The following is a 14,116-nucleotide window of genomic DNA, read 5'->3' as shown; positions in this document are numbered from 1 at the left end:
TATGACTGCAATTATAATAGACGATGAGTTAAAGGGTCGTGTCGCCTTGCGGCAGAAACTGAAAGATTACTGTCCGGGAGTGGAAGTCACTGGCGAGGCGGAAAATGGGGAAGAAGGACTGATGCTGATCAACAACCAGAAACCCGACATTGTTTTCCTGGACATCGAGATGCCCAGGATGGGCGGTTTTGAGATGTTGTCACAACTGAAGCGGAAGAGCTTCCACCTGATCTTTACGACGGCCTATGACCAGTATGCGATCAGAGCAATACGTTTTGCGGCGTTTGACTATTTGCTGAAGCCGGTAGATATAGAGGAATTACGTAGTGCCATCGGGAAGATAACAGATGAACGTCGTCAGGAGAACGCAGGCTCGCGGCTGGAGATCCTGGAACATAATTTACGGAGCAAGACGGCAATGAATAAGATTACCATCCCTACGATGGAGGGGTTGTTGTTCTTTAATCTTAGTGATATCATACACGTTGAGGCGCAAAGCAATTATACCGTTTTCAGTTTTATCAACCGGCCCAAACTAACCGTTAGCAAGACCATGAAGGAGTTCGAGGACCTGCTGCCGGGCGATATTTTTTTCCGCTGTCACCATTCCCACATCATCAACCTGAATTTTATCAAGCGTTATATCAAGGGTGATGGGGGGCAGATCGAGCTGCAGAATGGGGAACTCGTAGATGTGGCACGAAGGAAAAAGGAGGAATTTCTGGCGCTGATGGGAATTTGAATAAAATCAACCTAACCTGGATATGTTAAACTCATATTTTATAAATACTTTTGACTGATATATAACATAGTCGCATATGAACAGGCGGAACTTTATACAACTCTCAGGCACAACAGCAGCAGCTTTATTTTTTAGCAAGGTCAGCTTTACGCAAACTGGTACAACCTTCATTAGTATGCCCAACGAAGTTTGGATACAGAGCGGTGATGAATGGTTTAAATGCGTGCCATTCAACCAATCATCCTGGAAATATAAAGATGTGGAACTGTTATTAAAACAAGCTGATAATGCTCTGTCAGTTAGTGTGCATTCGCCCACGCTACCGCTGAACAACATACGCCTGCAATGGACGCACCATATTGCAGCCAGCTCCAAATGCCTAGTTGATCATTGGGAAAGAACCTATGGCGATGTAGGCTGGCAAGTGCCTGCCGGCAATAAAAAAATGCCCTGGTATTTTATTCAGCATGATGATGCTACGGCCAATGGTTTTGGTGTAAAAACTGGTGCTAATACTATCTGCCATTGGATATTGGGAGATAAAAGCCTGCAGCTGGTATTGGATACCCGCAATGGGGGCGTTGGCGTGCAATTGGGCAACAGGAGCTTACATGCCGCCGATATTATTATTACCACAAGCCATAATGGTGAAAGCCTGTTTGCCACCACACAACGCTTTTGCAAAATGATGTGTGACAAACCGATATTACCAAGGCAACCGGTGTATGGTATTAACGATTGGTATTTTGCATACGGCAATAATTCTTTCCAGCTCATATTGGAGCATACTAATCTGCTGGCAGATTTAGCGTCTGATACCAACAATATCCCCTTCTCCGTAATAGATGCAGGCTGGGCCCAATACAGCCCATACCTGCCCAATGATGGTGGTTGGGCCGAGGATTTTTCAAGGCCTAATGATAAATTCAAGGATATGCATGCCATGGCCGAAGGCATAAAAAAAATAGGCATGCGCCCGGGTTTATGGACAAGGGCTTTATGTGGCAAGCATGGTGAGGCTAAATCATTGTTGTTGCCCGCTATACCCGGAAGGGATAACCCTAAGAACCCCGTGCTTGACCCTTCCATTGAGGAAAATCTCGAGCGTGTAAGGAATAATATTTCGCTATACAAACTGTGGGGCTACCAGTTGGTAAAACATGATTTTACAACCTATGATATTTTAGGCAAATGGGGTTTTGAAATGACGGAAGAAATTACCGCTAAAGGCTGGCGTTTTAATGACAACACTAAAACTACCGCAGAAATAACACTGGCGTTGTATAAAAATATTCGCGAGGCCGCGGGTGATATGTATATAATAGGCTGCAATACGTTTGGCCATGAGGATGGATTATCCGCATGATCAATGAATGCCTAAAGTTAAAACTTAACTTAACACTGGGCAGTAACCCTCAAATTAATATCAGACAGTGGGATCAACTAAGGCTGCAAGCTTGTTGTCCGTATAAAACTTATTACGGTGTGCAGTGAACGCTTCGGCTAACTCCGTCACCACGTTCAGACTTGCATTTACTTCATCTTCCAATTCAGGAAGTTTTTCATCTAACAAACCAACACCTAGGGTTATATTGTGCGCAGCTATCTGAGAGACCTTCTTCAGCACCGATGTCTGGCTGTTTTGCAGGTCTTCCAATTCACGCTGTATTTTATCCATTAGCTCAAGTTGCTGTAATTTTTCCATATATTCACATTCCTTTGTAAGTTGGAACTACCTAATAAGTCAAAAAGCCTGCCATGTTAACACCCCTTTGTTTTGTAGTGAAAGCAGCCTTATTACACAATATTGAGGCTGTAAGTGTAGACAATGTTGCCGATCCCACCGCCGGGTGCATACTTTGTCCCACCGATCATGAGGCTATACTCGAAGTGTTTTCCGGTAAAGCGGTAGATAATTGATTTATTCGTCACCGTCCCATCGTCTGCCTAATGGTAATGGCAAAAGTACTATTGTTAAAAAAATATGGAGCAGTTTTTGTCACAAAAGCAATAAGTAAATGTCACAAAAATGATACAAATATGTGACAATAAATTGGTGGAAAGTGACAAAAGGGCCGGTATATTGGATTGAACAGCCGCATGGGCAAATAAAATTATTTCTAGCGGACAAAGGAGTTTATTATGGCTTTTGATGAACAGTATCCTCCAGAAAAGCAGAATTTGACTTAACTACAAGTATGACGGAACTTAAAACTTTCCTTTCTATAAATAAGAAGCAATATATTATTTACAGTCTGCTTTTAATAAGTGCTGTAGGACTTACAGGGGTTTTAAATTACTCAAACGGTTTTCATCCGAAGATGCTATGAAATATTGTGACGGACTTACAACCGCAAGTATGGAAATAGAAGGAATACCAGGTTGGGTTGTTCGTAACTTCTATGATAAAACCAGTGTGACAAAAAATAAGTTCAGAGAAAAAAGCATTGATAAGGTTAGAATCCAGGTATCGCAATCGGCAGGTTGGTTAATTATTACCAGCAAAGACAATTCGACAATGACATTACTGGAAACTGGCAGACGGATGCAAAGGCTATTTTTAAAGGTACGGGATAAAGGCATTGCCATTCATCCAATGACACAGATATTGGATGAACCATCAATCAATCAATCAGTTAATCAATCAGTTGGTATAAACGACGCCATTCAATTCATCATACGTTTAGGTTATGTCAAAAGTTGTCCTGATCCGGTTTCATTAAGGCGACCGGTTGATTGGTTTGTAAGAACAAGATGAGTGCTCGCAAATACTCAATTTTTTTTCACCATCTAGCATAGTTGAACGCTTTTTAGTGCGATCGGAATGCCTTTAAAATTATTTCAATCCGGACAAAACCATTTGTGTTACTTGCCTTTATTTCATAGCCATGCAATTGCAATATTTTTTTAACGATTGCCAGGCCAAGACCCCGTCTGGCTTTGAGATCGGTATTTTTGTGTATAGTGTTAGTGTTAGTGTTAATCCATTGCAATAGATCTTCAGGCAGGGCTGGACTACTGTTCTCAAAAATCGCCAGGATGTCCTGCTCCTTCTTTTCGAGCTTAATATGCACCCAGCCATGTTGAGGGGTATGTCTGATGGCATTTGCGGCAAGGTTTTGAATGACCCTTTCCATCAGGGCGATATCTGCATCGATCCAGGTCATTTCGTGCGTTCCGGAAGAGCTCAATTGTATCTTTTTCTTTTCAGCCGGTTTGCGCAGGTCGCTGGTCATTTCCTCCATCACTTCCGAAATGTTGAAGGGCTCCCTGGCCGGTTTAAATTCGGCAGATTCCATCCTGGACAATTCGAATAACTGCATGATCATCGATTCCATTTGTCTGATCTTTTTATGTAGCAGCACCGTAATCTCTTCCTGTTTTTCGGAGGTAAGCCGCTCGCTGTTCGATTCTCCCTGCAAGGTCTCGACATATCCCCGGATCACCGTCAGCGGTGTCCGGAGGTCATGGGAAATATTAGCCAGAAAATTCTTCCGCTCCATCTCGGCCATTTCCAATCGCTCGATATTGTGGGTAAGGAGGTCGGCCATAGTATTAAAAGAGCCGGTGAGAGAGGAGAACTCGTCAAAGATGCCTGAGTCGAACCTGGCCTTGTAATTGCCTTCCCTGAAGGCTGTCATGACATCAGTGATCCTGATTAGTTTCCTTTTGATCCGGTTCAGGTAGAAGAGGCTGACGACGATGGAAAGGATTACTACTATGGCAGACACTTTTATGGCCAGGGATGTCACATGATTACCAAACAACATCTGGGAAATAGTCTGGTAATTGTTGCCTCCAAGGACCACATAAATATAACCCAGGTTCCTATTACCGTGCCTCACTTCAGCGGCGGAAAATATCTTCTCCATCCCAGGCAATTTGGGATCAGGTCCTTTAATGTATTCCAACCCTCCCGAATTGATATACTGTCTGATATGATCCAGGGGAAGTTGCCATACCTTGATTACCGAGTCCGGGGCGTGAAAATACATTACCTTGCCGGCTGTGTCCAAAAAATACACTTCCACGCTGGGACTTAATATCATGGCATCGTAAAAGACGGAATCGGCTATCTTCCGGTTAAGGCCGGTACTGTCGAAAGGGGAGGCGAATTTGGCAATATGCGCCGCCACATCCTTATTGATTCGCTGTGTGGTAGCCTGGTAATAATGCACCGTGGCCAGGTAGGTCAGGGTTATAAATAAACCTGCCAGTACCAGGATCAATCCTGATATCAATAAGCTGATGCTCCTGAAAATGCTTTTGTTTGAACGTTTCATTCGCAAAATCTATACCCCGTGCCCCAGGTGGTGAGAATGTATTGTGGCTGGTTGATATCGGGCTCAATCTTTAAACGCAACCTGTTGATGTGCGAGGTAACGGTATGCTCATAACCCGAAAAGCTAATGCCCCATACTTCTTCCAGCAGCTCGAATCGGGAAAAGGTCTTGCCTTTATTGCTTGCCAACAGGTAGAGCAATTCAAATTCTTTTGCCGTGAGGTCGAGGCGCCGGCCATTGATGCTGACCTTACGGTTCTCCCTGTTAATGATGAGGTCTTTCGCTACAATCTCCTTTTCCCCTGGCTTTTCCGGCATGTCTGCCTGTACGGAACGCCTGATGAGCGCTTTCGCTCTCGCCTGCAACTCCCGGATACTAAAAGGCTTGCATACATAATCGTCCGCCCCGAGTTCCAGGGCCAGCACTTTATCAAATTCATCAGAACGGGAGGTGAGCATCAGGATAGGGACTTTAATAAGCAGTTCACGCAATTTCCTGCAAATGGCAAATCCATCCATATCCGGCAACATGATATCCAAAATGATCAAATCCACAGGAGCAGCCCTAACTAATTGTAAGGCTTCATGACCTGTAATACAATTGCTTACCTGGTACCCTGCCGCAGAAAAATGATGTTTTAGCAAGGTTACGATCTCGGGATCATCTTCCACCAGTAAAATGCTATTCATACTGTAAAGTAATGCTGTTTTTGGGAATCCGCGCCCGTTGGATACTTCTAGTATACTCTTGTGATACTTCTGTGAGGACTTTCCGGCCAATTCTTATTCTCTTTGAGGAAGAAATGACAAATACGACAAAAAGCATTTTTAACCAAAAATCACAAATATGAAAAAGATCATGTTTTTAGCAATCGCCTTGGTAATGGGTATGACAGTTGTTTCGGCCCAGGATAAAATGGATCAGAAGATGGATCAGAAGATGGATCACAAAATGAAAGACTGTATCATGATGAAGGGTGGCAAAATGATGGTCCAAAAAGGCGGGAGCACCATGGAAATGAAAGAGGATATGTCCCTTTCGAATGGCACCATGGTTATGAAAGACGGGTCTGTAAAGACCAAGGACGGAAAGATGTCGAAGATGGGCGATGGGGATTGCATCATGATGAATGGTAAGATGAAAAAGGCATCCGGCAAAATGAACAAAAAAATGTAGCAATCCTAAAATTGTCATTATGCGGCGTATAATGGAAAAACATCCAATAGCTATCCGGTGGTTTCATTGGATCAATTTTCCCCTTCTGACCATTATGATATGGAGCGGTTTATTGATATACTGGGCTAACGATGTATATACCATTTCAATCGGTAACAAGATCCTCATTCGTTTTTTCCCGGTTTGGTTTTACAAGGAGCTGGATATACCGCAACATCTTGCAGAAGGCATGGCCTGGCATTTTATCTTCATGTGGCTGTTTGCTTTGAATGGTGTTTTATACGTGACTTACACCCTTATTTCAGGTGAATGGCGATTATTGGTGCCGGACCGGCATTCGTTTCGGGACGCCTGGCTGGTGGTACTCCATGACCTGCATATACGTAAAACCAAGCCGGCGCAATTAAAATATAATGGCGCTCAACGCATCGCCTATTTCGCCATCATCCTAATGGGAATGGGCTCGCTGCTTACAGGAGTTGCCATATACAAACCCATCCAGCTGGGATGGTTATGCCGGCTGCTGGGTGGGTATGGTATTGTTCGGGTAGAACATTTTATATTGACGGTAGGATATGTCCTTTTTTTCTTGGTCCATATCTTGCAGGTGATCCTAGCAGGATGGAACAATTTCAGGTCGGTGATAACGGGTTTTGAATTGCTGCCCTCCGAACCAGAAATCCGACTGGCAGGCCCTGCAAGGGAATTTTCTGAGGGTGAAGATCCTAAAGGCGAAACTACTATGGTCGAAGCTCCCCCCGGACTGGAAACACCTAAAAATGAAGCGCATGAAGATCAGAGAAGTCAGTGAAAAGCAGGTCAGCCGCCGGACCTGGATCAGTTCGGCCGTTTTTGTTCTTGGAGGCGTGTTAACCTTTGGAGGTTGGAATTGGCTCCGACATCATGCTGAAGAAAGGGAAGGCATCACGGGAAGCTTGCCCCAACCGGCCAGGGACGTACTCAATGGCAATGAGCAAATACTAAGCAGGCTCTATAGCCCCCACAGGCTGGCAAAGACCTATCCCGAATCAATGGCCGCAAAAGCAGTACGGAGAAATGGAGACATTGGTATAGACGAAGAATTGGATGTCGATAATTGGCAGTTGGAAGTAACCAGGTCTGATGGGAAGACACTTCATGTCAGTCTGGAGGAATTAAAACAATTGACCAAAACAAGCTTTGCTTTTGATTTTAAATGCATAGAAGGCTGGTCGCAGATAAGCCATTGGGGAGGCGTTCGTTTAAGTGATTTTATGGCCCATTACAATTTGACTCCGGAAGCTGCAATGCGATACACGGGGTTGCTCACCCCGGATGAAGCCTATTATGTCGGTATCGACATGCCAAGTGCCCTTCACCCCCAAACTTTGCTTTGTTATGAATTGAATGGTATGCCCTTACCGCCGGAACACGGATTCCCACTGCGGCTGATTATCCCGGTGAAATATGGGATCAAGAACCTGAAGCGGGTCGGCCGTATCTTTTTCAGCAACGACCGACCCCCGGATTACTGGGCAGAAAGGGGATATGATTATTATGCAGGGTTATAACATAAATAAAATATTGCCATGAAAACGATATTGTTAATACAGATTACGGCAGCCAGTTTATTGATGTGCATGACCTGTGCTGCACAAACCGAAAGTAACCGGTTTCAAGATCCTCCCAAAGCCACTGCAACAACAGGATACCCGGTACGCCATACCGAGGCTGAATGGCGGGGCATGCTGACTGACCAGCAATACCATATTCTTCGGGACAAAGGAACGGAAAGAGCCTTTACGGGCAAGTACGATCATTTTTATAAAAAAGGCACTTATTATTCTGCCGCCTCCTTACAGCCAGTTTTCAGCAGTTCTGAAAAATTCGACTCCCACACGGGCTGGCCCAGTTTTTACGCCCCTATCAACCCTGATGCAGTAAGACTGGTACTGGATGATAGTGATGGGATGGAAAGATGGGAGGTGGTAGACAGTCGGACGGGATCGCACCTGGGACATGTATTTGACGATGGCCCTCCCCCTACCGGAAAGCGGTACTGCATGAACGCTGCTGCTCTCCTTTTTGTACCGGCGGGAGGAAAACCACCACTAATAAATAAAATTAATTAATATGAGACAAATTATCCTCGCTTCATTGCTGATTGCAGATTTTTTCAGTTGTGGACCAACCTATGGCCAATCTTTCCGGTTTCCCCCAGGAGAAAAGAACAGGGTCTCGGGTACGGCAGAAGCGGTGGCCACTTTTTCCGAAGGCTGTTTCTGGCATGCCGAACTGGTATTTCAAAGCCTCGCCGGTGTCCGGGATGCCGTGTCCGGTTATGCAGCCGGAAAGGACGAGCACCCGAATTATGAAAAGGTAAGTACGGGACAAACAGGACACGCAGAGACGGTGCAGGTATACTACGATCCCGCCAAGATATCTTACACAACGCTGGTGGCTGCCTTTTTTGCCAGCCAGGACCCTACCCAGTTGAACGGGCAGGGGAATGATAACGGGACTGAATACAGATCCATAGCATTTTACCGGAATGAAACGGAGAAGCGGACAATTGAAGCAGAAATAAAAAGATTGACTGTCGAAAAAAAATACAACGCACCCATTGTATCGGAAATACTGCCCTTTACCCGGTTCTATCCCGCAGAAGAATATCACCAGGAGTATATCGGGCGCCATCCTGAAAACCCTTATGTTGCCCATGTTTCCATCCCGGAATTCCTTTCATTCAAAAAATCGTTCCCTGGGAATTTTAAATAAGGATATTCCCGAAAACCTCTTCCTGCTATTCTCCATCATTTAATTGGTTGGCTCATAATGATAAATTAACATTCTTTTTAAACGCTATCGCTATTTTTGCCGGGTAATTTAAGCGTATACATGTCAGATCAGCCAGACAATGAGCTTTGGGAAAAAGTAATGCGGGACGAACCTTCTGCTTTCGAGCCTTTGTTCCATCAATATTGGGAGCAAATGTTCAATATGGCCTACCGTCGTTTGGGAGATGAATCCAGGGCCAAGGATATCGTTCAGGATATTTTTATCCGGACCTGGGAAAATCGCCGGGAAATCGTCGTCAGTGACAGCCTGGCTCCGTATTTAATGACAGCGCTCAAATACAGCATTATCCGTGAAATTTACCGGTCCTCCAAAAAGGGATACATGAAATTGCCTTTATCGGTACTCGATATTCCGGCAGAAGAACAAGGTTTTCTATCGGATTGGCAGGAGGTCGAACATTTGCAAACGCTTGTCCTCCAGGAAGTTTCAGCAATGCCCCTGCGCATGCAACAGATATTCCGCCTCCGCAGAGAACAGGAATTATCCGTGCGCGACATTGCGTTGCGTCTTTCCCTTTCGGAACAAACTGTCAAGAACACACTTCATACAGCCATGAAACGGCTGCGGCTGCGGCTTCAACAGCCGGGCGCCTTCCTGGTTTTCTTTATCTAGCCATTGCTTCACATTTTGGTAACATACCAATTATAGTACCTTCTTCCCATTCCGGTATATATCAGTAAAGAACCGCGAATGTCATTACCTGAGCCGTTAAAATTATTAAGACAATTTTTAAAAGGGAAAACTACGTCCGCCGAGGAACGCCGGATCGATTCATGGTATAACTCGGTAGATGATGCGGAGCCACTTTCCATTTGGACGGAAGAGCATAAGAAGGATAACATGGTGAAGTCTATGCATGCCTATATTTTTGACAGGACCGGATCGGAAAATGGGCGAAAGGCAAGGGCGGTCACCATGAGACGGCGAATTTTTTGGGCAGCAGCTATATTGACCGGATGTATGGTAATTCCTGCAGGCTATTTCTGGCGGCAGCTCCAAAATCAAGGGCAGCGGCAATATATCAGCATAACCGTACCATTGGGTAAAGTAAAGCAGTTATTACTTCCGGATAATTCAGTCGCCTGGCTGAAGTCAGGAACGACCCTGCGTTATGATGCCAGCTTCGGGTACCGCAACAGGGAGGTCGAGCTGGTGGAAGGCGAAGCGTTTTTCGAAGTGCAGAAAAATGGCAATCACCCTTTTCTGGTAAAAACGGGGCGCCTGGAGACGAAAGTGCTGGGTACGTCCTTTAATGTGCAGGCTTATAGGGAAAACCCTCATATACAGGTATGGGTGGATCATGGGTGTGTGCAGGTCAGCGATTCCGGACGGGTATTGCAGGTATTGACGGCTGACCGGCGCCTGCAATGGGACAAGGCCCAGGCGCAATTTACCTGTGACAGTCTGAAATGGCAACAGGCGCTGGCCTGGCAGAAAGGTATCCTGCTATTACAATCGGCCAGTTTCACAGAACTGGCGTCCCAGTTGCGGGAGCTTTACGGCATCCGCCTGGTGACTGCCGATCCTTCGATCCGCTTGCAATCATATGATGCCAAATTTTATATACGAACCCCAGTGCAGGCTATTCTGCAAACCTTATCGGAAGTGCAACATATTCATTTCAGGATGAAAGGGAACGAGATCCAATTCTATTAAAACCATCATCAGGGTATTGTTAATTAAAACCGATCCGTGCGGGTGGATCAGCGCGGCTATCATACACTAAAATCGAGAGGATGAATCGAAACTGGCTCTGCTTATTTGCCTTATTGGCTCTTACTATTCGCGTACAGGCTCAGTCCCTGCAGGAGGTGCGGCTTTCAATTAATTTTCCGGCGATAGATGTCGGGGCAGCTTTACGGCAGTTGAAGGAGGCCAGCCCTGTAAACTTCGCTTATGACGCGTCGAAATTAAATTTGAAGCGATGGGATATCCCGGCGCACAATTTTGAACAGGCGCGTCTTTCGGAAGTGCTTGAATTTATCCTGAAAAAAACATCGATCGGTTATAAAGTGGTGGCCGGCAGTATTGTTTTGTATGAAAAGGAGGCGCCCGCAAAAAAAGAACCGGCTCTCTGGCACAGGGCCGAAATTCGCGTCACAGACGCCAGAACGGGACGCCCGCTGGAGGCCGTCACTGTCGAAGTAGCAGGTGAAGGAATCAGCACAATGACGGATGCGGCCGGAAAGGCTTTGGTCGCGCTGGCAGATACAACGGATAGGATTACGCTAACGATGGTGGGATATGCGATGAAGATCCTGCCGTTCACTGCCGGAGGCAATATGGAAGTACAACTAAGACCTGACAACAGGACGCTGGGTTCTGTAACTGTCGAGGCTCACCGTCGGATGAATCTGGAAGCCGCCCTGCTGAATGAAAGACGGAATGCCGCTGTGATCTCCGATGGGATCTCGGCCCAGAATATTGAACGAACGGCCAGTATCACTACGACCCAGGCCTTGCAACGGGTAGTAGGGGTCACCATCACGGACGACAAATATGTAGCGATCCGGGGAATGGGGGACCGCAACGTCATTGCCGAACTGAATGGCGCCCGCCTCTCGGCCACCAATACCGACAGGAATGCCGTTCCATTAGACCTGGTTCCAGCCGCCCTGCTGGATAATATTACCATTTATAAGTCAGTAACTCCTGATAAAGCTGCAGACGCTCCGGCCGGCATCGTGGAGCTAAAAACAAAATCGGTACCTGACTCCCTTACGATCACTATAGCTGCAACGATCGGCAGCAATACAACCGTCGGGCTGGGGGGAAATTTTAATTCTTTTTACAACGCTGATCCCGGATTCTTCGGTCAAAATATCTCTAAGAAGAGCATGCCCCGGGATTTTACCGATCTTGCCGGTCAGTATCCCGGAGGTGGGTCTCAGATGGAGGCATTTCTGGTCACCAGTAAAGAAACTCCCCGTGCTACGGCTGAGGCGAAACGCATCAACGGCATCATGCATCGTTTTGATCCGGTCCTGAATACCTCTTACCGGAATGCACAGCCGAACCAGATATACACGGCGACGTTCGGAAATACTTTCCGGTTATTGCACGGTCATAAGCTGGGCATCATATTGGGCGGAAATTATTATCGCCGGACATCGGCTATCCGCGACGGGACGCTGACGGAATGGAGTATTTACCAGGGGGTGAACAACTCACAGGTGCCTCCCTTTATTACGCCCGACAATATCCGGCTGGGAAAGGCACTTACGTATACGGAGAATACCGGTACAGAAACCATTAATTACGGCGTACTGGCCGCTCTTACTTACCGGTTCAGTGAAAGACATGAAATAAGCATGCACTTTATCGGCAACCGGGGTGCGGAGGTGACAGGAAGCAGCCTGACGGGATATTTTGGGAATACTGGCCTTGATCATCCGATCACCGATACGTCCAATACGTTGCGGCAAACTTCCCGTACCTTCAATACGTTACAGTTCAGGGGTGAGCACAAACTGGGGGCAGGAGCCTTCGCGCCTCGCTTCAGCTGGAACCTGAGCGGGTCACATGCTACCCAGGACGATCCCGACTACCGATATATCAATCTGCGCGGGGACAGCAACGTTTACTATCCGCATGGAGGCATTCCGTCTGATGAATCTTTTGTCAGCACTTATTATTATCAATTTCTGAGCGGAAAGGTCACCAATATTCTTCCCGGCGTTACCTATTCGATCGACCCCAACGGCAGAAGATTTCGTCATCTGGCGGAGGACAGCCGGAATTACACGGCCGATCTTTCGATTCCCTTCCAGGTAGCGGGTAACCGGCAGGTACTTAAGATGGGCGGATATTACCTGAAGAAGGATCGGGTGTTTACGGAAAATATTCTGGGGTTGCCCGGGTCGCAGGCTCTTTATTACAGTAATGGCGATCTTAACAGGTTTATCGGGCCGGATAAGATCGCGCTTGGATTGCCCGCCACTTCCATGGAAGGACAACCACCTTTTGTCGGCTTCCTGTATAGTTTCCAAAAAGACTTTTCGAATTATTCCGGGTCTCAGAAAGTAGGAGCCATCTATTCCATGCTGGACCTTAAACTGAATTCCCGGATGAGGCTGGTCGGCGGCGTCCGGTTTGAATCGACCGATATCAGCGGAATCGTGGATACGGGAGGGATAGTCAGAACTGCATATAAAGAACCGCTCAAGCCCTATTTCTCCGGTAATATCGTCTATAAGGTTAAACCAGTTATGAATCTGCGGCTGGCTTATAGCAGCACGCTGGCCAGGCCGGAGATCAGGGAGCTGATGCCGGTGGTAGAGTTCGATCCACTGCAGTTTGCCGTCGTGTCGGGTAATCCCAATTTAAAAAATCAACTGACGAACAGCTATGACCTACGGTGGGAATGGTTTACCGGGCCCGGTGAGGTAATGGCCATATCCTTGTTCGGCAAAACGGTAAAGAACCAGCTTACCAAGATCTTCCTGAATGATAGTTTGGGTGTTTCGACGACCTATACGGAGTTCAACCAGGTGCAATTCATCAATGATACGGAGCAGGGCAGCGTATATGGAGCGGAGCTTGAATTCAGGAAGGGATTGGGCAGGATAGCGAAGCCGCTGAAATATTTTTTTATAGCCGCCAACCTGATGCTGGCGCACAGCGAGATCAATAAGAATTCCAGCCGTCTTACTGCCGCGCGCAGCATTGACCGTACCTCACCCGCCAAAAGCCCTTTGTTCGAGCAGCCTCCCTATTCTCTCAATTTCGGCCTGGACTATGACAATCCGCGGTTGGGTAGTTCAGCAGCAGTGAATTTTAACAGGGTCGGCGAAAGGCTTATCCAGGTCAACCTGACGGGTGAGCCCGACATTTATGATCAGCCTGCTTCGATGCTGGACCTGGTGTTTAGCCAGCGGGTAGGCCGGCACTGGCAGTTTAAGGGGTTTGCGAAAAATATCCTTGATCCGGCATTCCGGCAGGTCTATACCAATGCCGGCGAACACGGTCAACTTTACGGGCACACCTATACCTACCGGAGCTATCATCGGGGAGCGGAAATAGTAGTGGGTGTGGCTTACAATGTATTCTGATGGAAACTTGCAATCAAAACATAAGT

At 46.6% G+C, this 14,116-nt stretch carries 15 protein-coding genes; 12 read left to right on the top strand and 3 right to left on the bottom strand.

The features are described 5' to 3' along the window. Position 1 precedes the first annotated feature (1 nt). Both ACX0G9_RS04440 and ACX0G9_RS04435 read left to right on the top strand, forming a co-directional pair. Complete coding sequence (locus ACX0G9_RS04440; protein WP_459063644.1) at positions 2-742, top strand: LytR/AlgR family response regulator transcription factor; 741 nt, start codon at positions 2-4, stop codon at positions 740-742. Positions 743-917: 175 nt separating this feature from the next. Further along, the gene (locus ACX0G9_RS04435; RefSeq protein WP_459063643.1) at positions 918-2,108 is read left to right on the top strand and encodes an alpha-amylase family protein; all 1,191 of its coding nucleotides are present in this window, start codon (positions 918-920) and stop codon (positions 2,106-2,108) included. Between the two features lie 60 nt (positions 2,109-2,168). Here the strand turns inward: ACX0G9_RS04435 and ACX0G9_RS04430 are convergent, their stop codons facing one another. Next, the gene (locus tag ACX0G9_RS04430; RefSeq protein WP_459063642.1) at positions 2,169-2,447 is read right to left on the bottom strand and encodes a hypothetical protein; all 279 of its coding nucleotides are present in this window, start codon (positions 2,445-2,447) and stop codon (positions 2,169-2,171) included. Positions 2,448-2,500: 53 nt separating this feature from the next. Between ACX0G9_RS04430 and ACX0G9_RS04425 the strand changes: the two genes are divergently transcribed. Then, positions 2,501-2,662, top strand: coding sequence for a hypothetical protein (locus ACX0G9_RS04425; protein ID WP_459063641.1), 162 nt, complete (start codon positions 2,501-2,503; stop codon positions 2,660-2,662). A 439-nt stretch (positions 2,663-3,101) separates the two neighbouring features. Then, complete coding sequence (locus tag ACX0G9_RS04420; protein ID WP_459063640.1) at positions 3,102-3,500, top strand: hypothetical protein; 399 nt, start codon at positions 3,102-3,104, stop codon at positions 3,498-3,500. Positions 3,501-3,552: 52 nt separating this feature from the next. Here the strand turns inward: ACX0G9_RS04420 and ACX0G9_RS04415 are convergent, their stop codons facing one another. After that, on the bottom strand, positions 3,553-5,025 hold the full coding sequence (locus ACX0G9_RS04415; RefSeq protein ID WP_459063639.1) for a HAMP domain-containing sensor histidine kinase: 1,473 nt from the start codon (positions 5,023-5,025) through the stop codon (positions 3,553-3,555). Next, positions 5,022-5,714 (bottom strand): response regulator transcription factor, encoded by a 693-nt coding sequence (locus tag ACX0G9_RS04410; protein ID WP_459063638.1) that lies wholly within the window; start codon positions 5,712-5,714, stop codon positions 5,022-5,024. The genes ACX0G9_RS04415 and ACX0G9_RS04410 overlap by 4 nt, the downstream gene beginning before the upstream one ends. A 157-nt stretch (positions 5,715-5,871) precedes the next feature. Between ACX0G9_RS04410 and ACX0G9_RS04405 the strand changes: the two genes are divergently transcribed. From ACX0G9_RS04405 to ACX0G9_RS04370, 8 genes are all read left to right on the top strand, one after another. Beyond that, positions 5,872-6,201, top strand: coding sequence for a DUF6799 domain-containing protein (locus ACX0G9_RS04405; RefSeq protein WP_459063637.1), 330 nt, complete (start codon positions 5,872-5,874; stop codon positions 6,199-6,201). Positions 6,202-6,220: 19 nt separating this feature from the next. Further along, entirely contained in the window at positions 6,221-7,012 is a 792-nt protein-coding gene (locus tag ACX0G9_RS04400) for a cytochrome b/b6 domain-containing protein (protein WP_459063636.1), read from the top strand. Beyond that, complete coding sequence (locus ACX0G9_RS04395; RefSeq protein WP_459063635.1) at positions 6,990-7,751, top strand: molybdopterin-dependent oxidoreductase; 762 nt, start codon at positions 6,990-6,992, stop codon at positions 7,749-7,751. Before ACX0G9_RS04400 ends, ACX0G9_RS04395 begins: the two co-directional genes overlap by 23 nt. An 18-nt stretch (positions 7,752-7,769) precedes the next feature. Continuing rightward, positions 7,770-8,312 carry a peptide-methionine (R)-S-oxide reductase MsrB gene (gene msrB, locus ACX0G9_RS04390; RefSeq protein ID WP_459063634.1) on the top strand — a complete coding sequence of 181 codons (543 nt, stop codon included), beginning with the start codon at positions 7,770-7,772 and terminating at the stop codon, positions 8,310-8,312. 1 nt (position 8,313) lies between these two features. Next, positions 8,314-8,958 (top strand): peptide-methionine (S)-S-oxide reductase MsrA, encoded by a 645-nt coding sequence (msrA, locus tag ACX0G9_RS04385; RefSeq protein ID WP_459063633.1) that lies wholly within the window; start codon positions 8,314-8,316, stop codon positions 8,956-8,958. A 120-nt stretch (positions 8,959-9,078) separates the two neighbouring features. Beyond that, positions 9,079-9,651: an RNA polymerase sigma factor gene (locus ACX0G9_RS04380; RefSeq protein ID WP_459063632.1), complete on the top strand. Its 573-nt coding sequence runs from the start codon at positions 9,079-9,081 to the stop codon at positions 9,649-9,651. 78 nt (positions 9,652-9,729) lie between these two features. Continuing rightward, entirely contained in the window at positions 9,730-10,695 is a 966-nt protein-coding gene (locus ACX0G9_RS04375) for a FecR family protein (protein ID WP_459063631.1), read from the top strand. 80 nt (positions 10,696-10,775) lie between these two features. Next, entirely contained in the window at positions 10,776-14,090 is a 3,315-nt protein-coding gene (locus ACX0G9_RS04370; protein WP_459063630.1) for a TonB-dependent receptor domain-containing protein, read from the top strand. The last annotated feature ends 26 nt before the right edge of the window (positions 14,091-14,116 follow it).

It is taken from the genome of Flavitalea flava (assembly GCF_054461575.1).
The sequence above is the reverse complement of the archived record's forward strand: the minus strand, read 5'-3'. Positions and strand labels throughout refer to the sequence as shown.